This window comes from Aureibaculum algae (genome assembly GCF_006065315.1).
In the GTDB taxonomy this organism is placed as follows: Bacteria; Bacteroidota; Bacteroidia; order Flavobacteriales; family Flavobacteriaceae; genus Aureibaculum; species Aureibaculum algae.
Genome location: NZ_CP040749.1, coordinates 2,718,665 through 2,745,663 on the forward strand (window position 1 = coordinate 2,718,665; position 26,999 = coordinate 2,745,663).

Annotated in this window: 23 protein-coding genes; 17 read left to right on the plus strand and 6 right to left on the minus strand. The window is 33.9% G+C overall.

The genetic code is table 11. The features are described from left to right. Positions 1-29 precede the first annotated feature (29 nt). The 7 genes from FF125_RS11315 to FF125_RS11345 all read left to right on the plus strand — a co-directional run bounded on the left by FF125_RS11315 (position 30) and on the right by FF125_RS11345 (position 5,865). Complete coding sequence (locus tag FF125_RS11315; protein ID WP_138949873.1) at positions 30-455, plus strand: hypothetical protein; 426 nt, start codon at positions 30-32, stop codon at positions 453-455. Positions 456-473: 18 nt separating this feature from the next. Beyond that, positions 474-1,004, plus strand: a complete 531-nt coding sequence (locus tag FF125_RS11320; protein ID WP_250629569.1) for a CIA30 family protein — start codon at positions 474-476, stop codon at positions 1,002-1,004. 48 nt (positions 1,005-1,052) lie between these two features. Then, a complete protein-coding gene (locus FF125_RS11325) occupies positions 1,053-1,649 on the plus strand; it encodes a DUF6642 family protein (protein WP_138949874.1) in 597 nt (198 codons plus the stop codon). Positions 1,650-1,901: 252 nt separating this feature from the next. Continuing rightward, positions 1,902-3,515 carry a glutamate synthase-related protein gene (locus FF125_RS11330; protein ID WP_138949875.1) on the plus strand — a complete coding sequence of 538 codons (1,614 nt, stop codon included), beginning with the start codon at positions 1,902-1,904 and terminating at the stop codon, positions 3,513-3,515. 9 nt (positions 3,516-3,524) lie between these two features. After that, positions 3,525-4,277, plus strand: coding sequence for a hypothetical protein (locus tag FF125_RS11335; protein WP_138949876.1), 753 nt, complete (start codon positions 3,525-3,527; stop codon positions 4,275-4,277). A 192-nt stretch (positions 4,278-4,469) separates the two neighbouring features. After that, complete coding sequence (locus tag FF125_RS11340; RefSeq protein ID WP_138949877.1) at positions 4,470-5,177, plus strand: VIT1/CCC1 transporter family protein; 708 nt, start codon at positions 4,470-4,472, stop codon at positions 5,175-5,177. Between the two features lie 118 nt (positions 5,178-5,295). Next, entirely contained in the window at positions 5,296-5,865 is a 570-nt protein-coding gene (locus tag FF125_RS11345; protein ID WP_138949878.1) for a cytochrome b/b6 domain-containing protein, read from the plus strand. A 185-nt stretch (positions 5,866-6,050) separates the two neighbouring features. Here FF125_RS11345 and FF125_RS11350 read toward each other — a convergent pair whose 3' ends face one another. Further along, positions 6,051-7,151, minus strand: a complete 1,101-nt coding sequence (locus tag FF125_RS11350; protein WP_138949879.1) for a DUF6920 family protein — start codon at positions 7,149-7,151, stop codon at positions 6,051-6,053. A 309-nt stretch (positions 7,152-7,460) separates the two neighbouring features. Between FF125_RS11350 and FF125_RS11355 the strand changes: the two genes are divergently transcribed. From FF125_RS11355 to FF125_RS11385, 7 genes are all read left to right on the plus strand, one after another. After that, positions 7,461-8,402 (plus strand): hypothetical protein, encoded by a 942-nt coding sequence (locus FF125_RS11355; RefSeq protein WP_138949880.1) that lies wholly within the window; start codon positions 7,461-7,463, stop codon positions 8,400-8,402. A 326-nt stretch (positions 8,403-8,728) separates the two neighbouring features. Continuing rightward, on the plus strand, positions 8,729-9,220 hold the full coding sequence (locus tag FF125_RS11360) for an RNA polymerase sigma factor (protein WP_138949881.1): 492 nt from the start codon (positions 8,729-8,731) through the stop codon (positions 9,218-9,220). Beyond that, entirely contained in the window at positions 9,204-9,860 is a 657-nt protein-coding gene (locus FF125_RS11365; protein ID WP_138949882.1) for a hypothetical protein, read from the plus strand. The genes FF125_RS11360 and FF125_RS11365 overlap by 17 nt, the downstream gene beginning before the upstream one ends. A 114-nt stretch (positions 9,861-9,974) precedes the next feature. Beyond that, positions 9,975-10,427: a hypothetical protein gene (locus tag FF125_RS11370; protein ID WP_138949883.1), complete on the plus strand. Its 453-nt coding sequence runs from the start codon at positions 9,975-9,977 to the stop codon at positions 10,425-10,427. 100 nt (positions 10,428-10,527) lie between these two features. Further along, positions 10,528-11,922 carry an alpha/beta hydrolase family protein gene (locus FF125_RS11375; protein WP_138949884.1) on the plus strand — a complete coding sequence of 465 codons (1,395 nt, stop codon included), beginning with the start codon at positions 10,528-10,530 and terminating at the stop codon, positions 11,920-11,922. A gap of 115 nt (positions 11,923-12,037) precedes the next feature. Then, positions 12,038-12,769 carry an NAD(P)-dependent oxidoreductase gene (locus FF125_RS11380; protein ID WP_138949885.1) on the plus strand — a complete coding sequence of 244 codons (732 nt, stop codon included), beginning with the start codon at positions 12,038-12,040 and terminating at the stop codon, positions 12,767-12,769. 14 nt (positions 12,770-12,783) lie between these two features. Next, the gene (locus tag FF125_RS11385; RefSeq protein WP_138949886.1) at positions 12,784-13,647 is read left to right on the plus strand and encodes an alpha/beta hydrolase; all 864 of its coding nucleotides are present in this window, start codon (positions 12,784-12,786) and stop codon (positions 13,645-13,647) included. A 799-nt stretch (positions 13,648-14,446) separates the two neighbouring features. On the opposite strand, the gene FF125_RS11390 is transcribed toward FF125_RS11385, so the two are convergent. Further along, entirely contained in the window at positions 14,447-15,052 is a 606-nt protein-coding gene (locus FF125_RS11390; RefSeq protein WP_138949887.1) for a class I SAM-dependent methyltransferase, read from the minus strand. Between the two features lie 513 nt (positions 15,053-15,565). On the opposite strand from FF125_RS11390, the gene FF125_RS11395 reads away from it, so the two are divergent. Further along, positions 15,566-16,417 carry a DUF4382 domain-containing protein gene (locus FF125_RS11395; RefSeq protein ID WP_138949888.1) on the plus strand — a complete coding sequence of 284 codons (852 nt, stop codon included), beginning with the start codon at positions 15,566-15,568 and terminating at the stop codon, positions 16,415-16,417. A 683-nt stretch (positions 16,418-17,100) separates the two neighbouring features. On the opposite strand, the gene FF125_RS11400 is transcribed toward FF125_RS11395, so the two are convergent. After that, complete coding sequence (locus FF125_RS11400) at positions 17,101-17,391, minus strand: GIY-YIG nuclease family protein (protein ID WP_138949889.1); 291 nt, start codon at positions 17,389-17,391, stop codon at positions 17,101-17,103. A 431-nt stretch (positions 17,392-17,822) separates the two neighbouring features. Here FF125_RS11400 and FF125_RS11405 point away from each other — a divergent pair, with 431 nt between their 5' ends. Beyond that, positions 17,823-20,009 carry a T9SS type A sorting domain-containing protein gene (locus FF125_RS11405; RefSeq protein ID WP_138949890.1) on the plus strand — a complete coding sequence of 729 codons (2,187 nt, stop codon included), beginning with the start codon at positions 17,823-17,825 and terminating at the stop codon, positions 20,007-20,009. A 41-nt stretch (positions 20,010-20,050) separates the two neighbouring features. Here the strand turns inward: FF125_RS11405 and FF125_RS11410 are convergent, their stop codons facing one another. Beyond that, positions 20,051-22,936, minus strand: a complete 2,886-nt coding sequence (locus tag FF125_RS11410) for a bifunctional fucokinase/fucose-1-phosphate guanylyltransferase (RefSeq protein ID WP_262710567.1) — start codon at positions 22,934-22,936, stop codon at positions 20,051-20,053. A gap of 131 nt (positions 22,937-23,067) precedes the next feature. Between FF125_RS11410 and FF125_RS11415 the strand changes: the two genes are divergently transcribed. Next, positions 23,068-24,288: a multidrug effflux MFS transporter gene (locus tag FF125_RS11415; protein ID WP_138949892.1), complete on the plus strand. Its 1,221-nt coding sequence runs from the start codon at positions 23,068-23,070 to the stop codon at positions 24,286-24,288. A 94-nt stretch (positions 24,289-24,382) separates the two neighbouring features. Here the strand turns inward: FF125_RS11415 and FF125_RS11420 are convergent, their stop codons facing one another. Both FF125_RS11420 and FF125_RS11425 read right to left on the minus strand, forming a co-directional pair. After that, positions 24,383-24,763, minus strand: coding sequence for a hypothetical protein (locus tag FF125_RS11420; protein WP_138949893.1), 381 nt, complete (start codon positions 24,761-24,763; stop codon positions 24,383-24,385). 24 nt (positions 24,764-24,787) lie between these two features. After that, a complete protein-coding gene (locus FF125_RS11425) occupies positions 24,788-26,890 on the minus strand; it encodes an elongation factor G (RefSeq protein WP_138949894.1) in 2,103 nt (700 codons plus the stop codon). Positions 26,891-26,999: the final 109 nt, after the last annotated feature.

Genomic DNA, 26,999 nt, shown 5'->3' on the forward strand with positions numbered 1-26,999 from the left:
GAATAGAATGTTAAACAAAAAGAACGAAAATGTTATTTAACACAAGTCATAAAAATAAAGCCTATACAGCAAAGAGCATAGAATTAGTGGGCAACGCTTTTTCTTTGTTGGAAAAGATAAAGAGGGGCGGCGTGGGTTCCAGCAGATTGATCATTAAAGAATTGAGCACAAAACTACAACCTATACATTTACAAACGATAGATGATAACTTTGCAAATATCGAATTAAGGCCTAATGGCATAATTATCCATTTTACAAATCGACTAGATCGCAATTCGTGGATCATTCCCTATTACCGTTTGGTGGTGTATCGCACAAAAACATTCAGCATTCATGCCAATGGTCATTTTATAAAATTTAATAAAGACAAGAACTATCTCGCCAATAAAAAGTTCATCACTAAGATGATGGATTCAAAAATTGAATTTTTAGACTTAGGCTATTATGATGGATAATCTTAATGAGAAACAATTATGAAAAATATACTCTTACTTACAATTCTACTAATAACCATGCAAACAACAACCATTTTTGACTTTAGTACAAAAAGCGACACCAGCAATTGGAAAATTGTAGATGATGTGGTGATGGGCGGCCGGTCTTCAGGATCATTTCAAGTAAATGAAGCCGGACATGGCGTTTTTAAAGGACGTGTTTCCTTAGAAAACAATGGCGGGTTCTCTTCTTTGCGGTATAATTTTGATAACATAAGCACAACATCATATTCCAAAATTATGTTGAAAGTTAAGGGTGATGGAAAAACCTATCAATTCAGAGTAAAAAGTAAGGCTTCTGAATATTACTCGTATATCGCAACGTTTACCACCACAACAGATTGGGAAACCATTGAAATCTCCTTATCGGATATGTATCCCGCATTTAGAGGTCGTAAGCTCCAAGCATCAAATTATGATAAAGAAAGTATTGAAGAAATAGCCTTTTTAATAGGAAATAAAAAAGCAGAAGCTTTTACATTAGAAATTGATTCAATTATTTTAAAGTAAAATATGTTCGTAAATTTGTAAAACGATACCTAATAAAAAAACTAAAATTTGTTAGCAAAACGAGAGTTACCACAACAAAACTTCGACGATTCAGATAAATTTATTTTCTGTTTAGAAGGAGTTGCAGATATAGAAACCACCAACGCTACCGAAGTGCTAGTGCATCTAGAACAATTGGCATTGCAGCATGGGGTAAATAGTATTTATAAAACCTGCGACACCATTGAAGGTCTCGAAGAAAGTTTAAATGCCTTGGTGTACGATGATCATAATTTCAAAAACTATGAAATCATCTACTTTGTATTGAAAGGGGAAGAAAATAATATTTGTTTAAATGACTATTTCTATAGTTTACAAGAGATTGCAGAAATTTTTGAAGGAAAGTTAGCCGGTAAAATTTTACATTTTTCGAATGCAAAAGTATTAGATTTAGACGATGAAGAGGCTCAATATTTCTTGGCAGTTACCGGAGCACGTGCAATTTCTGGTTATGGCGTTGACCTTAACACCATACCAAGTTTATTGCTAGACAAAGCATTTTTTAGTCTATTTAAAGAAGAAGATGATATGTTTGAAGTTGTTGAAGAATTACATCAAAAGCATTACAATCTTTGTAAAATGCTTGATTTTAGATTGTATTATTAACCACACCATTAGTAGATCCTTTCGTTTTATAGTTTTTGTCACTACATAGATCTCCCATTTTTTTCGTATTTTACAAGGAGTAAAACCACTTTCTGACGTCGGATTTTACTTTTTTTTTACACCTGTTGTCAGGTTCACGTGGAGTCCACGTCTACTTTTTAGACCTTACGTCGTACAAGTACGTGTTTGCGTATTTTCAATACTAGTATCAGCAACCTTTTTAGCATAACCTTTAAAAATCAACAACCAAGAATGAAAAATCCTATTGAAATTTTAAAATTAGCCCAATTAGAAGACAAAAAACCATTCGCCGCTCAGGTCAATGACCTAGATCTTGTCGTAGTTAAGTATGACGATGATATTTCCGTGCTCTATGGTAGATGTTTACATCGTGGTGCGTTAATGGCAGACGGTCATATGGATGGGCATAATTTAATTTGTGGGGTTCATGGATGGGATTATCGGTATGATACTGGGGTTTCGGAATACAACAATAGTGAAGTCTTGCATAAATTCACCACCAAAATTGAAGGAGATGCTTTGTTTGTAGATGAAGCTGAAATAAATGAGTACCTGTCTAGCAATCCACAACCGTTTAACAGAGACGAGTATTTAGGAGCTTATGCAGATACACATCCTGAAGAAACGGAACCTTATACGGGCTATATAAAAGAGCTTTCTAAAAACGGATTAAAAAACTTAGGTCATCATGGTTCTTCAGCCTCTATGGGGGTGGACAGAAACACCTTACCCAAGTGGAGTGACATCCAATTTCTGCCTGCTCAATTAGCAAATAGACCTTTATTAGACCATGAAAATGTAGCCACAAAGGTGGTTATTGGTCCTAAAGCAAAGAAACCATTAACATTAGATATTCCATTGTTTGTCAGTGATATGAGTTTTGGAGCACTTTCTAGAGAAGCGAAAATAGCGTTGTCTAAAGGTGCGGAATTGGCCGGTACCGGAATTTGTTCTGGAGAAGGAGGGATGTTACCTGAAGAACAAGCCAATAACACCAAATACTTTTATGAATTGGCATCGGCACAATTCGGTTTTTCATGGGATAAATTAGACAATGTTCAGGCCTTTCATTTTAAAGGAGGCCAAGGAGCAAAAACAGGAACGGGTGGACATTTACCAGGGAGTAAAGTAACCAAAGAAATTGCGGAAGTCCGCGGACTCAAACAAGGTGAAACGGCTATTTCACCAGCAACCTTTCCTGATTTTAATGGAGTGGCAGATTTTAAAGCATTTGCCAAAAAAGTAAGAGACCGAACGGGTGGAATTCCTATCGGGTTTAAAATTGCAGCCAGTCATATTGAAAAAGACATTCAGTTTGCCCTAGATGTTGGTGTCGATTATATCATTTTAGATGGTAGAGGCGGAGGTACAGGTTCTGCACCCACCATTTTAAGAGATAATATAAATGTACCTACCATTCCCGCATTGGCTCGTGCGAGACACTATTTAGATAAAGTCGGTGCAAATGATGTAACCTTAGTCATTACGGGTGGTTTGCGTATTGCCGAAGACTTTGGAAAAGCCTTAATGTTAGGTGCAGATGCTATTGCGGTTTCCAACTCCGCGTTGCAGGCTATTGGCTGTTTGGGGATGCGTGCCTGTGGTAGTAATAATTGCCCTGTCGGGATAGCTACACAGAAAGAATCGTTGCGAAGTCGTTTAATTATTGATTCTTCCGCCAAACAATTACATAACTATTTTGATGCGACCAATGATTTAATTAAGGTCATTGCTCGAGCTTGTGGACACAATGATTTGGCAAAGTTCAACTTTGACGATTTATCAACGTTTAACCACGATATGCACCGTCTTACCGGCATTAATTACGCAGGTATAAACTCATAAAAACCAACCATGATACATATAAAAATGATACACTTAGCGGCCCAATACTTGGCAGCCGCAGGCATTAGCTTTTTAGATAAAAAACAAGACGATAGCCATACCAATTTGGGATTTGACGCCAAAAAAGGCTATTTAGAAACCTGGCCATTAAATGAAGGAGGCTGTAAGATCGTATTTGATTATACGCAGTTCTCATTGCATTGGATCACCAATAATACCGCACGAATGACATTACAACTCGATGGAAAAACGCATCGTGAAATTGTCAAGTGGATGGATGAAGTTACTACCGCCTTGGGGAGAACAAAAACCTATAGCTACAAGCTCCATTATGAGTTACCGTATGGTAAAATGACGGATAGCTTTGTATTTACAAAACCCTTACAACGGGAACTTAATCAAGCCTTAGAATTTAGACGCATTGCTCATCGTGCGTTAGAGAATGTAGTAGAAAAAATGAAATTTGACACCAATATTCGAATCTGGCCACACCATTTTGATTCTGGGGGTTATGAAACCATTAAAAACATAGGCTTAGGCTTCGGAATGGCAATTCCCGATACCATGGTTAACGATTTTTACCTGTACACCTCTGGTTATAGCGGTCACGACGGTATAGACACGTCCAACTTTGATGAAATTACCTTTGGCGAATGGAAAAATGATGGTTTTAAAGGAGCGGTATTACCTATGCAAGATGTAACTGAAGCCAAAGCGATTACCTTTTTTAATGAAAGTATTCGGAAATATAAAGCGTTGTAATGATTAGGAGTTTATTTGATTTTTTACGGTGAAGATTTTAACTTGAGCGAATGGAGCATTGCTCGAGAATCAAAATATATTTTGTTGAGAAGGTAGCATGTGTAGCAAGTCGAGATGAAGATATCTGATAAAAATCATTTTTCAACTTATAAACCTATCATAAATTTGCGATAAGAAATAAGAAATTGAAAAATGTCAGAATTTGAAGATGATTATTTAGACAATCACTATATACACCGCAGTAACTGGTTAAGAGCAGCCGTTCTTGGAGCAAATGATGGAATTTTATCAACTGCGAGTATTGCGATTGGAGTTGCTGCTGCGAGTGATGTAAGAGAACCTGTTATTTTAGCAACATTAGCTGGTCTAGTAGCCGGAGCTTTATCCATGGCAGCCGGAGAATATGTTTCTGTAAGCTCACAAACAGATGTTGAAAAAGCTGATATCGAACGTGAAAAGCAAGAACTAAAAGAAATGCCCGAAATCGAATTACAAAGATTAGCGGAAATTTATGAAAAAAGAGGTCTTCAAAAAGAAACTGCATTAACAGTAGCCAAAGAATTAACGGAACACGATGCTTTAGGTGCACATATTAGAGATGAATTAGGAATTAATGAAATTAGTCAAGCCAAACCTATGCAAGCTGCAGTGGCCTCTGGTGCTGCATTTACAATTGGAGGATTACTTCCTTTTTTAGTAACGCTTTTTCTTCCTTTAAAAACTATGGAATATTCTCTTTATGGTTTTGCACTATTTTTTCTTATCATTTTAGGAGCATTAGCAGCTAAAACGGGAGGTTCTAGTATTGGAAAAGCAATTCTCCGGATTACATTCTGGGGAACTATCGCAATGGGTCTGACAGCTGTAGTTGGTTATTTGTTCAATGTGAATCTCGGATAAAAAAGGACACACCACATAGACATCAATAATATCTTTTATACAATCCAACAGAATTAAGAAGATGTAAAACTCTATTATTACCCTTATTTTTTTTATATAAAACCAAAAAACGAGCATCATGGAAAACACAAAGTATTCTAAAACATATCGAATAATTCATTGGGCAATAGCCGTTTCATTTCTGCTATTGTTAATTACCATTTTTTTACGATTAACGTGGATGAACAAGAATAATATGGCAGTTATCATACAAGATTATTTAAGTGGCACCGATCAGGCCTTAACTCAAGATCAACTCATTGTTTTAGCAAAAAAGATTAGACAGCCCATGTGGGATTGGCATATTTACATTGGTTATGTATTGACCGGATTATTTAGCTTGCGATTTATACTTCCCCTTTTTGGACAAATGAAGTTTCAAAATCCCTTTACTAAAAATCAATCCATAAAGGATAAATTTCAAAAATGGACATATATCATTTTTTATATATGTGTTGTTATTTCGTTAGTTACAGGACTTATAATAGAATTTGGTCCAAAAGAATTTAAAAAACCAATGGAAGAAATCCACGTATTAGGTACTTATTACTTGATTGGGTTTATTGTAATCCATTTAGCGGGTGTATTAATAGCAGAATTTACAAATGAAAAAGGAATAATTTCAAGAATTGTGAGTGGCTCTAAATAGAAAACAAGTTTCATAAAATGATTGAGAATTTATGATTTTATATTAAATAGAAGTGAATGGAGTAACCCATTTTTATGCTTCCCTGTATAGAGCGGAGTCGAGAAATAAAATATATTTTGTTTGGAAGGTAGCATACGTACCAAGTGAAAATGGTATAGGAGGGAAGGGTGCAAGCTTTTGCTAGTTTACTTTAAGTTGTTACCGGTAGTATATTCAATATCAGTAATCTCCACATTCAACCAATTAAAATCTCCCTCCTTAAGTTTCCACGTAACTTGACATTTATTCGGAATTTTTATGCCATAAAATTCCTTGTGTTCTTTGGCGGTAACAACCCACTTTTCAAGTTGAGCATTTTCATCTCCACCATAATAACGATCAGCTTCAAAAGATATAAAATCACCATTGGAGTTGAATTTAAACAATCCAGACACACTTTGATTGTTAATTTTCAGTGTAGCTTTAGCGGTAGTTACATCTATATTTTCCCAAGTAATTGCATCCTCTAAACCCGCTGTAGGAAACCAACAAGTTTCCGCTAAATATCGAATCATCGCACCGGTATTTATTTTTATGTTGTCCGACTCATTGACGACGGCAATTAAACCAGACAACTTTATAAGCATTTCACCTTTACCATTGATTAATTTATCGCGTCCAACAAGATCTATTAAAGGCATCATTTTAATCTTCGCCGTCCAAATAAATGATGATGATTCTATATTAAAATATTGAGTTGCACTGAAGGGCTTCCATTTACCGTCTACTTCAGTCCGCATTTCACCAACTTGCTTTAATCGTACAGAAATAATTTTTTCTTTTCCAATAACGCCAGAAGTCTGCATCCATTTTTGAACAATCAACGGCAAGCTGTCGATGTCATTTTGCGAAATGCGTTCCTTATTAAATTGAAGATTATTAGTAATTGCATTTAATTCCTTATCAACCATTGTTTTAAATCTATAATTGCCATAGGCTGACAAAGTGATAAGAAGAATAATTACATTAGCAATTGTGCCAAATTTGGCATCTTTCCAAAACATAAGAATCAGCACTTGAGAAATAAGGACGCCAATTATGGCAAAGGCAATCCATAAATCTTGCTTAACTAAATAGAGAACAGCTGAAAGTATAAAAAGTAGGGCCGAAAAAAGCCAAAAAATTCCCATAGGCTTTGAAATGCTTTGGCTTAATTGATGAATCTCTGCCAACCTAAATGCTTTTACAAAACCCATTAAATGGATGAGTCCGTGAATTAAAATTAGAAATGCGAAAGCTAATCTCATAATACTTTAGAATATTTTGACAATACCTATGTTTTAGACAAATTTAATGTAGAATGAAATTTTAAAAAATGACAATTATCAATTATAGTTTATTTAAAACCAATAAATTAGGTCTAGGAATTGTAAATATGGTTGCAAAGAATTAATTGATATCTTAAAAAATAAGGTTACATTGTAGTTCTATTATGTTACATGGAGTTTCAGCCGCTTGGGATTGGTTAACGAGTTAGAATTAAATCGAAAAAACTTATTTTAATAATGAAATTAAGCGATAAAATATATTTTTTTTAACTAGTAAAAAATACAGTTATGGTAAGCAAGGAAAAAGAACACAAACATGAAGAATGGATTGTCAAAGAAATTAAAGGCTTTGGGATTTCTAATTTACTAACTTCATTAAAATTAATGGTTGCTATTGCTACGCTGGGTCTTATGGCTACTGTGGCTGAAGGGCAACCAAGTCCGGATATTGATTCACCATTAGAGCAGTCTGTGAATTTCGAGTCTGCATCTAGAAGCGAAAATCAGATTGAAAGTATTGATTCTACTAAGATTTTCAATGTAAGTAATCTTGAGAATTTCTTGCAAGATATATTTAAAATTCCTAGAAAAGAAGATCTCAGTATGTCATATACTGTTGATCCACTTACTGTTAGTGTGGCTGCAAAAGCTGGAAAATTTCCACTTTTTCCGCAAGAAGATGGTTCACTTGGCATCCCTGTGATGCCGCTTTCTGACATGAGTGATAATACACCGAAAGAGTTTTTTGATTATATGAAGTACTACTTTAATAGTGGTATTGTTAAAGGCGTTAATGGTGAGAGGTCTTATGATGGAAATGCACATACGCACATCGCGATAGCGGTTGATCCTAATGACCCTACATCTGTTGCTAAAATTAAGGAATTGAATATAGTTCTGACTGCTAAAATTAAGGGTGATCCTGCAAATGGTATCCCAGGTTGGGCTGAAAAATATGGACAAGTCATTGATGCAATTGTTCCTATATATATTGATAATAAAAAAAGTGTAGCACATACAGATCCATATTTCGCATATAATGGTGTTACTTTAAAAGATGGTGATATGATCGGGATTATAGGTGATCATGTTGCGTTATTAGATCATAAGCACCAAGGTCTCCAAAAAATAAAAGATCTAGTTCTCTTGATGGACGCTCTTATTAAGGAGGAAATATACTTTTTGACGAGAGAAGCTTATAAGCAAAAATATATAGTCGTTGAAGACTAAAGTTAAAGTGGAAGACGATGTCCGAGATTATACTCTTGATTATAGCTTCAGCCACTGGTTAAACCAACAATATAAAATGTGTTATAGTGTAACTTGAGCTAGGATAAAATGGAAGTCGAGATAACATAACACGGAAGGGTGTTTTATGTGAAATGAAAAGCCATAATTTAATTTTAATACTAATTTTCTATATTATTAAGAGCCTTCTCCTAATTTTAAAAAATAGAGACTTGATTGTATTTAGAAATAATTAAATTATTTCACAAATATCTCATTGGAGTGTAATAATTTTTCATTTACGCCACTAACTAATAAAAATAACACTATTGAGTAGCGATTTTTATAAAACATCCATTTTACCATTTGCGGCAATAATCATCAAATTATGTCGTGCGTATACCAACTCACAACAAGATTTTGAAGATTATTACCAAGAAGTATGTCTGCAAATTTGGAGAAGTAAGGAGAATTTTCGCGAGGAATCGCAATGGAGTACGTGGGTGTATCGAATTTCATTAAACGTTTGTTTGACCTTACTTAAGAAAAAGAATAATAATGTTCAACATTTTGTATCTGATTCTATAACTGCTGAAGAAACCGAAGACAACTACGCTTTTTCAAATGAATCTTTAAATTTATTATATGATGCCATTAGAAAGCTATCGGAAATAGATAGAGCCGTTATTATGCTTTATTTAGAAGAAAAATCACAAAAAGAAATTGCTGAAATTATAGGGACAAATCCTAATAATATTGGTGTACGTGTTAAAAGAATTAAAACTAGATTAAAAAAAATATTAGATGGAAAAATCAATTGAAAACATATGGAAAGAAGGTTTTCTTGAGAGCGACGCATTAGTAGCTCCAAAAATAAACAACCTATACAACCAAAAATCAATTCATATCATTGATAGATTTAAAAGAATGTTTAAAATAAATTTGATTGCAATTGTTGCGTTCTCATTTATCTTTTTAATCGTCTCTTTTTTTGTAGGCATACCAATAACAGGTGTTATATTTTTTGTTACCCTTTCTGTGCTTGTTTTTATTAATAAGAAGTTATTAAATGATTTAGAAAAAATAGATATAGGTATAACTAGTTATCAATACCTAAAGGCATTTAACCAATGGATACATAAACAAGTAGCTATCAATAAGAAAATGTCAAGATTTTTGTACCCAATTATATTTATCTCAATGCTATTAGGCTTTTGGTTTAAAGATGCCGAAGGTATGCCTATGGGTGAAAGACTTGTAGGTGAAATTCTGATTGGCTTTCCTGATATCTATTTAGTATTTGGAATTCCACTAATAGGAATCGTCATCGTATTATTAATTTTAGTTTTACTGGCATTTATGGGAGGTCGAATTTATAAATGGGATTTAAACATAGTTTATGGAAGAGTATTCAAAAAACTAGAAGAATTGATGACTGATATAGAAAGTCTAAGGAATTAAACACCTATTTAAAAGATTGATTATGTGTCTTTTATGAAATTCTCAAAAAAAAAAACAAATTTTACATGTAATAATTTTTAATATGGACCACTAACCAAGAAAACAATAAAAATTATGACACTAAAAAATACACTTAACTTTTTTGAAAGTTTAAAAAGAGAAACAACTAAAAAATCTGAAATTAAGATTTACGAGAAATTTATTGAGATTCTAAAAAAATTAGAAAACAGAGAATTCACCACTGATGAAATTCAATCTATAGAAGTAGAACTGGATAGTTTACAATTAAAATCATATCCAGAAAATCGAAAAAAATTCTTCAAAAACACACTAAATAAATTTGAGAATTATTTAAAAGATATATTTTCCTTGACTTCCAAAGGATATTACATGGAGCGAAGTATAGGTTATGGAGTTCTTTTTGGAGTTGTTGCTGGAGTTATTTTTGGTGAGCGTTTTGAAAGGTCTTTAGGGCTTTCCTTTGGGATATGTTTCGGTATGTTCCTTGGAGCATTTATAGGTAGTCGTTTGGATGCTCAAGCTAAAGCAGCCGGTAACATGCTATAATTAATAACCTTAATAAAAAACGCTTACCAAACATTTCAATATTATTATTTTAATAATTTAATAGCCGAATAATTTTCGGCAAGTAAAAAAACACCCCAAAATGAAAACAATAGTAGCATTTGTCATTGCATTTATAATATCAATAGTAAACGCATTTTCTCAAGATATATCAGGAGATTGGAGTGGAGAAACAAAAAGAGGAGATAAATTAATCACCTTTATTTTTAAAATTAAACAAGAAAACGCTGAGTATTCAACTACTATCGATGTTCCAACGTTCAGAATTTCTGGTATAAAGCCTTCAATAACAACTTTTACAAACGGAAAGTTAATAATTGATGGCTCTAATGTTGGTATGAACTATATAGGAGTTTTTAATACTAAAGCACAACAATTTGAAGGTACTTATAAAGAAGGAGGTATAGAAATGGTATTAAATTTAAAAAAAGGTGCTGTAAAAATAGTAGATTCAAAAAGGCCCCAAGAACCCGTGAAGCCTTATCCATATTACGAAGAAGAGGTTATTTTTAAAAATACAGAAGCAAATATAGCGTTGGCAGGCACTTTAACGTTACCCAATAAAAATGGAAAATTTCCAGTTGTAATTTTAATTAGTGGAAGTGGTCCTCAAGATAGAGATGAAAGTTTTATGGGGCATAAACCTTTTTTAGTATTGTCAGATTATTTAACAAGAAAAGGCATTGGCGTATTGCGTTTTGATGATCGTGGTCATGGGGAATCTACAGGTGATTTTGGTACTGCAACAACAGAAGATTTTTCTAAAGATGTATTGAGTGCAATTGCATATTTAAAAACAAGAAACGATATAGACATAAAAAATATTGGTTTGATTGGTCATAGTGAAGGCGGTATTATTGCTCCTTTAGCGGCAAATAACTCAAATGACATCGCTTTTATAGTATTATTAGCTTCAACAGGTATATCTGGTACAGAATTGTCAGTAATGCAATCTAAAACATTAAGACAATTTCCTGTTAAAGATGAAGTCGGCTATGAAAAAAATACAAGAAAAGCGATTGCAATTGTAACCTCAAATAAGAGTGAAGCAGAAATTAAAAATGAATTAACGAAGCATTATAATGATTTTTTAAGACCAATTTTAACTTCTTTAAATGTGCCAGAAAAGAATATCAATGCATTTATAAACAGTCAGTTAAAAACAAGTTTAAAGCCTTGGTCACGGTACTTTTTACAATATAACCCTGCTGATGAAATTGAAAAATTACAAATCCCAGTATTGTCATTAAATGGAAGTAAAGATTCGCAAGTAAATGCAACAATAAATCAAGAAGGCATACGAAAAGCATTAATCAAAGGCGGGAATAAAAATTATAAAATATTAGAATTAGAAAATTTAAACCACTTTTTTCAAGAGTGCAAAACAGGAAAAATGGATGAGTATAGAAAAATAGAGCAAACATTTTCTCCAATTGCCTTACAAGAAATTTCCAATTGGATTTTTAAAAGAATTTAAATAAATCCTCACGAATTTTCTATTCAGTTAAAATAAATAGAATAACTTCAATTAGTGTAACAGTTGTATTAATACATCGTCATAAAGATATATAATTCAATTAAAAAAAATCAAAATGAAAGTTTTAGTAGTAGGAGCAAGTGGAGCTACAGGAAGTAAATTAGTTGAACAGCTTATAATTGAAAAACATAAAGTAAAAGTAATTGTAAGATCACCTGAAAAGTTGCCAGAATCATGGAGAATCAATGATGATTTGCAAATTATCTCAGCAAGTATATTAGAATTAAGTGATAACGAGATGAGTGAAATTGTAAGCGATTGTAATGCGGTTGCTTCTTGTCTTGGTCATAATTTAACTTGGAAAGGCGTTTATGGAAAACCTAGAAAATTGGTAACAGATACTACGCGAAGATTATGCAATGCTATAAAATCAAATAATCTGCAAAGCCCAACAAAGTTTGTTTTAATGAACACTACAGGAAATCGCAATCGCGATTTAAACGAATCCATTTCGCTTGCTCAAAAATGTGTTATTGGCCTTCTTCGCTTACTATTACCACCTCATGTAGATAATGAGAAAGCTGCAGATTATTTACGAACTCAAGTAGGTCAAAATGATAATTTTATAGAATGGATTGCAGTTAGACCAGATGGCTTAATTAACGAAGAAAAAGTTACCGATTATGAGATATATCCTTCACCAACACGAAGTGCTATATTTAATGCTGGCAAAGTGAGTCGTATAAATGTTGGTCATTTTATCGCTAGTTTAATTATTGATGACAACTTATGGACTAAATGGAAAGGGCAGATGCCAGTAATCTATAGTAAACCACATCAAGATTAATTTTATTAGCTAAAATGGAATCACTATATAAATCTGCAACAGGAAAAGCAGAAATTTTAAACCTTTACAATCAAAAGTTAAAGGATTTAAATATCAATTATCAGTATCAAGACGTCGAAACGACTTTTGGTAAAACTAATTTGATTATTACTGGTGATGTGTCAAAACCACCAGTACTAATTGTTCATGGTTCAAATGGATGTGCACCAATAGCTTTAGAAACGTATTCAGGATTAGAATCCCATTTTCAAGTTTTTGCAGTTGATGTATTGGCCCAACCCAATAAAAGTGCAGAAACAAAATTATCAATGAAAAATGATGATTACGGTAAGTGGTTACATGAAGTCATTGATGTTTTAGAGTTAAAAAATGTGACTCTTGCCGGATTTTCTTTTGGGGGTTTAGTCATTTTAAAAGCTCTAGAATTTAAAGATTCCAACATAAAAGAAGTGTTTTTAACAGCACCTGCATATCTTGTAAATGGAAATCCTTTAAAAGCATTATTTAAAGTTTTCATACCAATGAAACGCTTTATAAAAACTAAAAAGATAAAATATGTTGAGCGTTTTTTAAATGAGCTGTTTACAGAAAAAGACGCCTTTGCCACACAATTTCTCTCTAAAGTATTCTTAAATTTTAAAATGGATTTCACACCTGTTCCAGTTATACATAGGAGGGAAGCTAATTTACTAAAAACACCAATAACATTAATAGCAGCACAGAACGATATTATGTTTCCTGGTGTAAAAATGCTTAAACGTGCTAATAAAATATTTCCTTCATTAAGGAAAACACTATTATTAGAACAGTCAAAACATGTTCAAAATAGTGCAGATAATAAGCGAATTGTAAATCTTATGTATGGAGCTATTGAATAAAATAATTGGCTGAAGCAGTTGGAAAGAAAAGACAAATTAAAAAACTAAAGTTAGCAAGTGTATAGATTTTTTGTTTACTCACGAGTTTATTGATTCAAAGAATTATAACGGTGTTCGTGAATCTCCTAAAAAGTCGATTTTAAAAAATTATACTCTTGAGACAACCTTACCAGAAGCTCGTGAAAACTTTTTTAACTGAATTATTTTGAAATACGCGAATTTTAAAACTACTTAAAAGGTTAGCTTTTTTTTTGTCGGTTGCAAGCGATGGCAAATTGAGTTTTAAAAATAATTGCATCAGCAATTATATTTTAAATAAACAATCTAGCGTTTGTAAGCGGCAATTTTACATAATGGACAAATGCCATTTTTTTAATGGCATTCACGAACTCTAAAAAATAAATATAAAAGTCGTGAGTAAATTATGGGACATTTGTGTAACGGAATGCTAATCGCTGAGAATTGCTTATTTAAAAAATCTTTAACGATTTGTACAGAATATTAAAAATATACGAAAGCAAGAACACGAATATTTAATGACCCCAGAAGAAAGATTAATTATGAAAACAGAACTTCCTGGGATATTTTACATAATATAATTATAGGATCTAATGAAATTCAGAATTAAATGAGACGTATTAACTTTTAACATAATTATGGTCGATATAAAACACTGACGTGTTGTTATATCTATAATTATGTCAAATAGCCTGAAATACGGCTATACAGTAAATACTAAAGATTTGTCCTATAATTTATATTATGTTAAATAGGATTTTATTGCAGCCATAAACAAGCATTAAACCTGCTCCTTTCTTAATAACAAAGTAGTCATACTTCTTTGATTATGAACAATAGTTGTTTTTACATTTTCTAAAAAAGTGAGCTCTATTCTATTTTGAAGATCCCGCAATAGTTTATCGTCTAATAAAAATCGTGTAGAACCATCTGGTAATGCATAAACACCATCAGTGATCAATTTGACTTGATTTTCAATTCCAAAATTGGATGCCATTCTTATGAGTAAACTTCCTTGAGGTTTTAATACCTTCACTAATTCATCAAACATTTTCCAAAACTGGCTTAAATTTTCTGCAAAATGTAATACCGCATTACAGATAATATGATCAAAGTTATTGCTTTCATAAGGTAATTCCTCAACTAAAGCGAATTTAAAATGTTCTTGTTGCCTAACATATTTCTCCTTACAATATGCAATACTTTCTATTTGATTATCGACACCGTGAATCTCAAAATTATTGTTGTAAAACCATGTTAAATTTCGACCTGTTCCACAACCAGCGTCTAAAATCGTATCTCTTGGTTGATAGTTGTCTTTTACTATTTGGTCTAAAATATAAATATCAATTCCCTCAATGTTTTCTTTTAATAATTGAATGTTCATAAACTTAATTTAATCCACTGCAAATTACAATTTCTTATTCAAAATTGTAACGTTATATTCATGATTGTGACCCGAAACCTCCCCGTCTGTTCGAGTGACCTTGAGGAACGAGAGATAGTATCGAGAACCCTTTTAAGTCACGAAATAAACGCTTCTCGATACTCCCGACACTTCGGGATTTAATTTACTATCGCAAATTTAAAACACTCGAAGTGACGTACAATTTATCATTATAACTAGAATTTAATCATATCCGTCCGTTCGAGTGATCTTGAGGAACGAAAGATAGTATCGAGAACCCTTTTAAGCCACGTAATAAACGATTCTCGTTAATCCCCACACTTTGGGAGTATCGATAACTCTTCGGGTTCTAACAGTTCTCAACAAACTTAGATTTACCATTTAACAACCTAAATCAATAGCATTAGCTATACTTACACAAAACACTGCTACGAACTTTAGAATTAAAACAGAATTAATGTCGTATTTTACTATAAATTAAAAATAGCAACCATGATTTTAAAGAAATTAAGTGTAATAGCACTCTCTATTTTTGTTTTTGGAGTATTTCAAAACTGTACCAAAAGTGACGAGAATAATAATACTGCAAAAGTGCAACTAAAACTAGTAGATGCTCCGGGAGACTACTTAGAAGTTAATGTTGAAATTGTTGATATTCAGTATAATAGTTCTGAAGATGAAGAAGGTTGGGTAAGTTTTACTCCAGAAAACGGCTATCCTATTCAAGTAGATTTAACCCAACTTATTGCAGGCAATAGCCTTTTATTAACAGATCAAGTCATTTCTTCTGGAATGCTAAAGCAAATAAGATTGATATTAAGTGATAACAATACCATCACCTATCTTGATGATGATAATGAACCTGTAACAACGCATTTAGATACACCAAGTGCTCAGCAGTCCGGTTTAAAATTAAAAATTAATACCGAATTAGAACCCGGTTTTTCGTATACCTTTATTCTAGATTGGGATGTGCAGAAATCAATAGTTAAAGCAGGGAATTCGGGCAAATTTAACTTAAAACCTGTAATTCGCGTAAATACAGAGGTTAATTCGGGGTCTGTTATGGGCATAATAACTGGAGATGTTGATGGAGATGAAATTGATGCTGTACCTCTAGCAGGTGTTAATGTGGGTATTTACACACTTGATAATGTTTACATTACGGGTTCTTTAACTAATGAAAATGGCAATTTTATAATTCAAGGTCTTGATGCTGGTGAATATAAAATCAGTATTGAACATTATGGTTTTGACCCTTATAATTCCTCCGATACAATATTAGTAGAAGTGGGAACTGTTTTAGATCTTGGAACCATAGAATTGTTGGAAACAACATCATAAGCATAAACACATTTACTTTATAAAAAGAAAAATCCCTCAATGTTAACATTGAGGGATTTTTTATTCCTAAAATTATATCGAAAACTGTTTCATGCAACTACATCTCAATACTCCCAGCAGTTCGAGGTTAAATTTGCTCTTACAAATTCAAAATATAGAAACGTAATAAACACTTATCGAGAACCTTTAAGAAACGTGATAAACGCTTCTCGATACATTTTTCAATATGCTACCGCATTATGAAAAACACTCGAAGAGACGTACAATCAATTATTGTAATTAGAAATCAAACTTCAACGTCCGTTCGAGTGATCTCGAGAAACGAGAGATAGTATCAAGAACCATTAAGCAACGTAATAAACACTTCTCGATACTCCCGACACTTCGGGATTCAATATGCTACCGCATTATGAAAAACACTCGAAGAGACGTTCAATTCATGATTGTAACCCAAAGTCAAACCATTACGTCCGTTCGAGTGATCTCGAGGAACGAAAGATAGTATCGAGAACCTTTAAGTAACGTGATAAACGCTTCTTGATACTCCCGACGCTTTGGGATTCTATGGCTACCGCTCCAAGAAAAACACTCGAAGAGACGTAGAATCAATTATTATAACTAGAATTTAAACCTCCCCGTCTGTTCGAGTGGTCATGAGGAACGAAAGATAGTATCGAGAACCGTTACTTAAATTTCTTTTTAGCCAAATTAATTAGCAACTCATACTCGTCATTTATTAAAGCCTCTTTTTTCGCTCTTGACCATTTTTTTATTTGTTTTTCAGTAACTATAGCTAAGTTTATATCGGTAAATTCAGCATAAAACACTAAAACGACAGGTCGTCTTTGAAAAGTATAACTATCTTTAAAAACACCATTTTCATGTTGAAATAATCTTTTGGTTAAATCCGAAGTTACTCCAGTATAGTAAGAATCATCATTACATTTTAATATGTAAACAAAAGAAAGTTGCATTTAGTAAAACTAGGTATAATTATTTGAGAATAAAACCTTATCGCCTCTCCCCGTCCGTTCGAACGATCTCGAGGAACGAGAGATAGTATCGAGAACCATTTAATACAATTACTTCTCGATACTCCCGACACTTCGGGATTCAATTTGCTATCGCAAATTAAAAACACTCGAAGAGACGGATAATTTATCATTGTAACTAGAATTTAAACCTCCCCGTCTGTTCGAGTGACCTTGAGGAACGAGAGATAGTATCAAGAACCTTTAAGTAACGTAATAAACGATTCTCGATACTCCCGACACTTCGGGATTCTGATACTAACGCATTATGAAAAACACTCGAAGAGACGTACTGAGAACCGATAAACTAAAATTTAATTCATTTCTTTGCGTTTATAACTTCATAAACTAGCAACACCATTTTTAAGTCAACCATGCGTTCCATAAAAATCATTCTCTTTCTTATTTTTAATTTGGCTTCAGCAACCATAACTTATGGTCAACATTCTGTGGCTAGAGATTGGAATGAACAATTACTAGTTGCCATTCGTAATGATGTAGCTCGACCAACATCACATGCTCGGAATCTATTTCATAGCTCCATGGTTATGTACGATGCTTGGGCCATTTTTAATGATGAAGCTGAAACCATTTTACTTGGAAAAACCTATGGTAACTATACGTCTACTTTTTCTGGTATTCCAGAACCTACAGATAAAGAAGCTGCCATACACGAAGTATTGAGTTATGCCATGTTTACTTTACTCAACCATAGATTTCAAAATTCCCCCTTGGTAAGTACCACAAAAAAGTCTTTTCTTGACCTTTTAGTTTCTTATGGTTATGACCCCAATGTTACAACAACCGATTATAGTACAGGCTCTTATGCTGCTTTAGGTAACTATTTAGGCAACGAAATGATAGCTTTTGGTCTGCAAGATGGCTCTAATGAAGCCAATGATTACGACAATCAGTATTATGAGCCCGTTAACCCGCCCATACAATTGAATACCTATGAAGAGACTATTGACATTGACCCAAATCGATGGCAACCCCTCGCCTTTGATGTCTTTATAGATCAAAGTGGGAATGTTTCCAATTCTAAAACACCTGATTTTTTAGGTCCTGAATGGGGACAAGTCACACCATTTTGTCTACAACCCACCGACTTAAAAGTCTTAAACCATAACTTTAACAGTTACGTGTATAACGACCCAGGGCCACCACCTTATATTAAAAATTCTAATGAAGATGGAATTGATGATGCCTACAAATGGAATTTTTTATTGGTAGCAGCTTGGTCGGCACATTTAGATCCAAATGATAACACCTTAATTGACATTTCACCTTCTGCAATAGGCAATGCCGATATTGACAATTTTGACGATAACTTTGACGCCTATAAAAACTTTTATGATTTTACCGATGGCGGCGATTCAGGAACTGGTCATGCTTTGAACCCAATTACAAACCTACCCTATACCCCACAATTGGTAAAAAGATCGGATTATGCACGCGTCTTAGCAGAGTTTTGGGCAGATGGCCCTGATTCAGAAACACCGCCCGGACATTGGTTTACCATATTAAACTATGTGAATGACCACCCCTTATTAGAGAAACGATTAGGCGGAGAAGGTGAAATTATTGGCGATTTAGAATGGGATGTAAAATCTTATTTAATGCTAGGTGGTGCCATGCATGATTGTGCCGTAAACACTTGGGGAATCAAAGGGTATTATGATTATGTACGCCCCATATCGGCCATACGTTATATGTCTAGCAAAGGACAAAGTACTAATAAATCATTACCGAGTTACAATCCACATGGAATTCCGCTAGTGGACGGATTAACCGCCGTTATTGAAGCTGGTGATGCCTTGGCGGGACCAAACAATGAAAACGTAGGTAAAATAAAAATATACGCTTGGAAAGGTCCCGACTTTATTGTTGACCCTGAAACCGATACCGCTGGTGTCGATTGGATTTTAGGAACGCATTGGTGGCCCTATCAACGAGGGACATTTGTTACGCCTCCTTTTGCGGGCTATGTTTCTGGACATTCTACGTTTTCTAGAGCTGCTGCCGAAGTAATGACACTGCTTACAGGAAATGAATATTTTCCTGGTGGAATGGGAATCTTTGATATCAAGCAAAATGACTTTTTAGTTTTTGAACAAGGTCCCACGCAGGACTTAACCTTACAATGGGCAACCTATAGAGATGCCTCAGATCAAACGAGTTTATCACGAATTTGGGGAGGAATTCATCCACCAATTGACGATATTAGAGGACGGAAAATTGGAGAAAAAATTGGTATAGAATCATACAACATCGCCTTAAAATACTTTAATGGTGAGCCAATTAACACGAATGACATAAACGAATGGAGCCTCTTCCCTATTCCTTTTGATAATGAAATTACATTACAGCAAGAAAATGCAGATACCTTTCAAGTTGATATTTTTACATCAACAGGTAAATTGGTCTATAACAAGAATATAGAGCAACAAACCAATACTATTACATTAAGTTTGTTGAATCTTAGCAAAGGTGTCTATTTTACCAAAATCACAAGTAATTCAGACCATTCGGTACATTACGAAAAGATAATTAAACAGTAAATATCCTATATATTTTCTTGTAACAGTGAGCCCATTTAGAATTATGATCGTGTAACTTGAAAACCAGTACGCGATAAATCTATATCTACAAAACGAGCCAAACTATTAGGTGGATTGCTAATTAGCGTTTGTCTTATTTTACCAGCCGCTTCTTGGTCCTTAGCAATGATAAAAATATAACCACCGCCACCGGCTCCTGGTAATTTAAAAGCAGAAGCATAATCTTTAATCAACGACAAAATCTTTTGTACTTCTGGCGGATTTGTACCTGCATCTAATTGCTGATTCTGTACCCAAGTTTGAGCCACACAATTACTGAAGTTTGTAAAATTACCACGTTGCAACGCATCAAACGTATCAAAAGCATGCTGTTTTATCTCTCCTAAAAGGGTATTGTTTTTATTTTCATTGAGAAACATACTTCTCACTATTTCAGACAAAATATTTTTTGCAACTCGTGTTATACCGGTGTAATACAATAACAAACGTGCTTTATTTTCTGGTTCAGTAAAGATAAATTCTGGAGCCCATTTAATTTCAGGAAGTTGACTACTCCCCTTTTGCGTATGGATTAATTTTATACCTGGTAAAACACCACCATATTGATCTTGCCAACCACCACCAGTAGTCAATAATTGCTCTAACACCAAGGTTCTATGACTAATTTCATTGGGATTCCAGCCAAAACCACAAAAATCAGATAAGGCTCCCAATACAGTAGCTGCCAATATAGAACTAGTTCCTAATCCTGACCCCTTCGGTATAGCCGCTAAGGTTGATATTTCAATACCACAACCAAATTCTTTCAATTGATCACAAAGACTATTGTAATTCTTTTCTGAATAATTAGGATGAAAACCTGCAAGACTTAAGGCTACTTTGGGAATTGAAAAAGCGGAACCTATTTCATTAAATTTTGACAATTCTTCATAAGAACTGACATCTTCTCGTGTACCAATATCAATGGAACGCAAGATAATTTTAAACTCTTTTGAAGGCTTTATATACACCTGTAAAGGAGGTTGTCCATTCAATTCAATAGCCATATTCACCACAGCTCCTCCATGAATTAAACTGTATGGAGGGGTATCTGACCAACCAACGGCAACGTCAATTCGGATGGGACTTCTACCCCAAACAATTTGATCGTGATACACATTTAACTGCGGATTTAAGTTATTAAATGGCAAGGTTTTAATTATGTTTTCTTGAAGTACTTTAAAGGCTTTCTGCTCTTCAATACTAAAGTCCAAATTTTGATATTGTTTTACTTTTGCCTGAAACATATATTCATGCATTTGCAAAAAAGGATCATTAGGAATTTCTAAAGCAGGCAATGAGATATTATCTTGAGCTACTCGTTTTGCCATATCATCTAAATCGACCTGATAAAAAACACTCTTCTTATAGTTTTTATGAAGCAACGCATAATTACCTTTACGGAAAGCTTCTCGTTCTTTATACAACCGGCTTAAATTAGCTCTATTACTTATTTCTGAAGCAGAAATACGCTCCCTATTGATATATTCTGAGGTAATAGTTGATTCATTACCAGAAATCATAAATGAAACAAGGTTTTCCGTTAATTCTGCTTTACGCACCACAGGAAAAATGGCAGCATCTTGTATATCTGTTTGTTTGTCAATAGACAACTCATCTAACGATAGGTCTCTATCTGACAACCATGTCTGAAAACTGTTTTCCAACCAAAACGTTGCTTCGTCACCTACTGCCCCTCTAAATTTATCATTAAATCCGTACGGTCTAATGCAAAATAAATCTTCATCAATGGGCACAATATCTAAACAAATGCCTTTCTGTAAACTAATATTCCAATTATTAATCGGAACTCCTGTAATAATATGATCTGAAGCCAATTGCCAACCTGCTTCAATATATGAATTCTCAACCCATAGATTACGTTGTTCTGCATGTAAACTAACTTTTACTTCTGCATTTTGAGTAAACATTGAAGGGTGAGGCTTCGCATCTTTATGCAATATAGAACGTTGATCTAACACTCTATTTTGAATGGCTAAAGTTGACGAAATCAATTCTTTACTAGTCCCGAAATGATAAAACTCCCCTTTAGGCAAAGGTAATATAGCAACAGTAAGTTCATTAACATCAGGAGCATCACCACCTTCTTTAATTCCCATTTTTAATCCAAAATCGCCATATAAATCATAAAAATTCAACGGTTTTTCTGTTATTAAATTCCCATGATCATCTTTACTGTATCCCGAGTGTTTTACCAACACCTCAATGGCTCTATCACTCAACACCCAAATACCAACATCCATCAGATACAATTTGTCTTGCGATAATTCTTGCAACTCATGTGTTGAAGGCTTTTGAAGCATGTAAAGTAACTCTTCCGGATTACTTTTATTACATATAAAAACGCCGTGATTACAAGCTAACTCTGCATTTACCCATAAACCATAACAAGCAATATCAACATCAGGCAATTCATCAATTTGCCCTTCAGACCTAATATACACATCACCACTTGCAATAAGCGTATTTAAATTTTTAGGTGTCTTTTTTAAGATTTTCTCGTATAATGGAACTTGAAGATCCAATAAATTTTGATCAATTTGCTGACCTCTCTCCCATCGAAAAACGGGTATGGGTGTCAATATTTTTCCTGACGGAGCATATCCAGGCAAGCGTCTACTTTGTCCGCCTGCGTGAATTAAAATTCTCTTTTCTTTACCCAGCCATTGGCTAAACTTTTCCGATTTATCGTCTTTCCAACATTCCTTCAACAACCAAGCTGTACCACCTCCAGAACCTAAAGGTGTATTTTCAGGATCCGCAGCACAAAACCATTCGTCATTATTTTTATCTTCAATTTCATGAAAATAGTTGATCAGATTAGTAGGTAAAGAGAGTAATTTTTTCATGAGATAAATATACTTTATTAAGTATTTACAATTATTGGATTTTCATAATTTATTTGGACTACTATTTCTAACGAATGCTAAGGTTATTTATTTGTTAAAAAATAAGCATTAAGTTAAATCACCTTATATAATTACTCTAATTTTGCCCGATGCAAATAAAAAAATCGAGTCAGATTGAATTTATCGCCTTAATGGCTTCATTAATGTCAGCCGTAGCACTAGCTATAGATGCATTATTACCTGCATTATCGTATATAGGCATCAGTATTGGCACCCTTCAAGAAACTGACAATCAGCTCATCATTACCATGATCTTTTTAGGATTGGGGATTGGCCCCTTGTTATTTGGGCCTATTTCTGATAGCTTAGGCAGGAAGCCTGTGGTTTACATGGGTTTTGGCTTGTTTATTATAGCTAGTTTTATTTGTGTTTATGCTACTAGCTTAAACATGATGATTGCAGGACGAATTCTACAAGGAATTGGACTTTCAGCTCCAAGAACCATTGCTATTGCTATGGTTAGAGATAAGTATAGTGGTGATTATATGGCGAGAATTATGTCATTTATTACCGTGGTTTTCTTATTGGTTCCTACCGTGGCACCTGCCACTGGAAAATTTATTCTTGACCATTATAACTGGCAAGCTATTTTTTACAGTCAATTGATATTTAGTGTATTAATATCCATTTGGTTTTGGAAACGCCAAGATGAAACCTTAGCTGTAGAAAATCGCGTTCCATTTTCTTCGCACATCTTTATGAATGGCTTAAGGGAAATAATAAAACATAAAACAACCATTGGGTATACCGTAATTTCGGGATTTATCACAGGAGCTTTTATTGTGTATTTAAGTGGAAGTCAACAAATATTTGAAAAACAATATTTAATGGTTGATCAATTCCCATTCATTTTTGCAGGATTAGCCATTGCAGTAGGTACAGCCACTTTTTTAAACGGCACATTGGTATTGCGTTTCGGTATGGAAAAACTGGTTACTTTTGCGTTGCTAGGCTTTTTAACGTCCTCCTTTCTCTATTGCATTTTATTTTACAATACAGGCAATCCGCCTGTAGCCATTCTAATCGTATTTTTCGCCTTACAATTCCTATCTATAGGATTTCTTTTTGGAAACTTAAGAGCGTTAGCAATGCAACCCGTAGGTCATATTGCTGGTATAGGAGCTGCAATTACTGGTTTTATCTCCACGTTAATGGCAGTATCTATTAGTACCTACATTGGTAGATTCATAGAAGACACTGCCCTTCCCCTATTTGTTGGATTCTTTATCTGTGGTATGCTTGCTTTTATAGTTTTATTGCTTTTAAAAAGAGGAAAACTCAGGCTTCTTGCTCCACAAATAAAAGAGTGATAACACAACTTGTCTCATGATTAAAAAATCCTCGATACTAGACACCAAGGTGTAACCCATTATGTTTTAATTACCTAAAAATGGTAACTGTATTTTACAACCATTCCAAAAAATAATCCATCATTTCTTCTTTAAGTTGGCGATGCAATTTTGTATAGGTACGCATATCATTACGCAAATTATGTTGGTCATTTTGCAGTCTACCATCCACTTCTTCATTTAAATCTGCAGCTTTAATACTCTTAATTTTTGCCTTACACCGATGTTGTAATTTAGAAATGACATCTTGCTCTATCATTATCTTATTTTGAAAACTTTCCAAAGGAACTAAAGCCTTCTTACTGAACTCCCTACTAGCAATCTCTTCAAGTTTTTTTTCAAACAAATCCATTTCCTTAGCATGAAACTTCAATTCTCTTCTCCAAATTTCTAAATTAAATTTTAAATCGCTTAAATACAATACTTTGGTCTCCATATTACTATTGTTTTAAATTACACATTAATGATTTACTAATTGTTGTTGCACATTGCTTGGCACAGGCTGATAAGCCGAAAATTTAGAGCTGAAAGAAGCTCTCCCTTGTGTTAAAGATCGTAAACTAGTGGAATAGCCAAAAAGCTCAGCAGCAGGTGCAATGCATTTTAAAATTTGATAATGCCCGTTACTTTCAACACTTTGAATAATGGAGCGTCTCGATTGTAAATCGGTCATCACATTCCCAACCATCTCTTCAGGTACTTTTACGGTTAATTCTTGTGCCGGTTCTAACAATTTGGGATTTGCATTTAAAAAAGCTTCTTTAAACGCATGTGCTCCCGCAATTTTAAATGAAATATCGTTGGAATCTACAGAGTGCATTTTTCCGTCATAAACCATAACGCGTACATCTCTGATATACGAATCCGTTAGTGGACCCGATTCCATCACCTCTAAAATCCCCTTCATTACAGATGGTAGATATCGCAAATCAATAACCCCTCCTACAATGCAATTATAAAAAACAAGCTTTCCACCCCAAGGTAAATCCACTTCTTCCTTTCCTCTAATATTAAAACCTTCAGGGTCCGGCATGCCTTCTTCCCAAGGTTCTATTTTCATATGTACTTGAGCAAACTGTCCAGCACCACCTGATTGTTTTTTATGTTTATAACTAGAAGTTGACGATCGTTTTATCGTTTCTCTATAGGTGATTTTCGGTTTTTCAAAGCGTACTTTTATACCATATTCATTCTCTAACTGCCAGTTAACAATGGCCAAATGCAATTCTCCTTGACATCCTAAAATGAGCTGTTTCGATTCTTTTGCATAATGAATGGTTACGGTCGGGTCTTGATTGTGAATTTTCTTTAAAGCCTCATTTAATTTTTCTTCATCCTTTTTATTCTCAGCAACAATAGACCTACGGATTCTAGGCTCTGGGTATTTTATAGGCCTGATAGTTATGGATTTACCAACCTCATGAAGCGTGTCATTCGTTTCAGTATATTTTAATTTTAGCGTAGCTCCAATATCTCCAGCAGTTAATTTTGAAACAGGTTCACGCTTTTTACCGTCCATAATAAACAATTGATTGATAGCTTCCGTTTCTCCATTTCTAGAATTTACCATTTTATCATTTACTTTAATCTCTCCTGACACCACCTTGAAATACGTGATTTGACCTAAATTAGGCTCGTTTAGCGTTTTAAATACAAACAAACTTGTTGGTGCTTCTTTCTTACCAATAATATCTTTGCCTTCTAAAGTTTGCTCAATATTTAAATCGGCTGCCGCAGGAGCTACATTATCTATAAAACCCATTAAGCGGCCCGTACCCATATCATTTAAAGCAGAAACACAAAATACAGGAAACAACTCTTGTTTCAACATCCCTGCTTTGATCCCTTTTCGCATCTCATCTTCATTCAAAGTGCCTTTTTCAAAGAACAACTCCAACAATTCGTCGTCATTTTCCGCTGCTTTTTCAATCAATTCATTATGCAATTTATTAGCCAATTCCATCTGATCATCTGGGATTGGTAATTTCTCTGGCTTACCTCCAGTAGGTTTAAATTTATAAACTTTCATTTTTAGAACATCAACAATACATTGAGCTCCATCAATTTTTATAGGGTATTGAATCTTAACCGCATTTTTCCCCACTAAAGAGGTAATGCTCTTAAAACTCTCATCAAAATTAGCATTGATATGATCTATTTGGTTGATAACAAAAAGTGTTGGTTTACTATATCTATCTACATAATTCCATATTATTTCTGTCCCAATTTCTACACCATATTGTGCGTTTAATACCGTAACAATAGTATCTGCCACCCTAATTGAAGAAATAATTTCACCTATAAAATCATCTAAACCAGGAGTGTCTATAATATTTATTTTATAGTTTCTCCATTCTGTATGTAAAGGCGTGGCAAACACAGAATTACCTCGCTCTTGCTCAACCTCATGAAAATCTGATATCGTGTTTTTTGTTTCTACCGCTCCTCTCCTATTAATAAGACCAGCCTCAAAGAGCATTGTTTCTGAAAGTGTTGTCTTACCACTGTCATGAGCCCCTACAAAGACTACGTTTTTAATGTGTTTGTCGTCATATATTTTCATAGTAAAAGATTTAGGAATTAATTTGAACCCTAAAGCTAAGAAGAGAAAATCGGAAAAAACATGATATTTATTAGCTTTCACTAAAAAAGAAGAAATATACAAAAAATAT

Coding starts and splice junctions, on each gene's coding strand:
- FF125_RS11315 (WP_138949873.1), top strand. CDS start 30: ATGTTATTTAACACAAGTCATAAAAATAAAGCCTATACAGCAAAGAGC.
- FF125_RS11320 (WP_250629569.1), top strand. CDS start 474: ATGAAAAATATACTCTTACTTACAATTCTACTAATAACCATGCAAACA.
- FF125_RS11330 (WP_138949875.1), top strand. CDS start 1,902: ATGAAAAATCCTATTGAAATTTTAAAATTAGCCCAATTAGAAGACAAA.
- FF125_RS11335 (WP_138949876.1), top strand. CDS start 3,525: ATGATACATATAAAAATGATACACTTAGCGGCCCAATACTTGGCAGCC.
- FF125_RS11340 (WP_138949877.1), top strand. CDS start 4,470: ATGTCAGAATTTGAAGATGATTATTTAGACAATCACTATATACACCGC.
- FF125_RS11345 (WP_138949878.1), top strand. CDS start 5,296: ATGGAAAACACAAAGTATTCTAAAACATATCGAATAATTCATTGGGCA.
- FF125_RS11350 (WP_138949879.1), bottom strand. CDS start 7,151: ATGAGATTAGCTTTCGCATTTCTAATTTTAATTCACGGACTCATCCAT.
- FF125_RS11355 (WP_138949880.1), top strand. CDS start 7,461: ATGGTAAGCAAGGAAAAAGAACACAAACATGAAGAATGGATTGTCAAA.
- FF125_RS11365 (WP_138949882.1), top strand. CDS start 9,204: ATGGAAAAATCAATTGAAAACATATGGAAAGAAGGTTTTCTTGAGAGC.
- FF125_RS11370 (WP_138949883.1), top strand. CDS start 9,975: ATGACACTAAAAAATACACTTAACTTTTTTGAAAGTTTAAAAAGAGAA.
- FF125_RS11375 (WP_138949884.1), top strand. CDS start 10,528: ATGAAAACAATAGTAGCATTTGTCATTGCATTTATAATATCAATAGTA.
- FF125_RS11380 (WP_138949885.1), top strand. CDS start 12,038: ATGAAAGTTTTAGTAGTAGGAGCAAGTGGAGCTACAGGAAGTAAATTA.
- FF125_RS11385 (WP_138949886.1), top strand. CDS start 12,784: ATGGAATCACTATATAAATCTGCAACAGGAAAAGCAGAAATTTTAAAC.
- FF125_RS11390 (WP_138949887.1), bottom strand. CDS start 15,052: ATGAACATTCAATTATTAAAAGAAAACATTGAGGGAATTGATATTTAT.
- FF125_RS11395 (WP_138949888.1), top strand. CDS start 15,566: ATGATTTTAAAGAAATTAAGTGTAATAGCACTCTCTATTTTTGTTTTT.
- FF125_RS11400 (WP_138949889.1), bottom strand. CDS start 17,391: ATGCAACTTTCTTTTGTTTACATATTAAAATGTAATGATGATTCTTAC.
- FF125_RS11405 (WP_138949890.1), top strand. CDS start 17,823: ATGCGTTCCATAAAAATCATTCTCTTTCTTATTTTTAATTTGGCTTCA.
- FF125_RS11415 (WP_138949892.1), top strand. CDS start 23,068: ATGCAAATAAAAAAATCGAGTCAGATTGAATTTATCGCCTTAATGGCT.
- FF125_RS11420 (WP_138949893.1), bottom strand. CDS start 24,763: ATGGAGACCAAAGTATTGTATTTAAGCGATTTAAAATTTAATTTAGAA.
- FF125_RS11425 (WP_138949894.1), bottom strand. CDS start 26,890: ATGAAAATATATGACGACAAACACATTAAAAACGTAGTCTTTGTAGGG.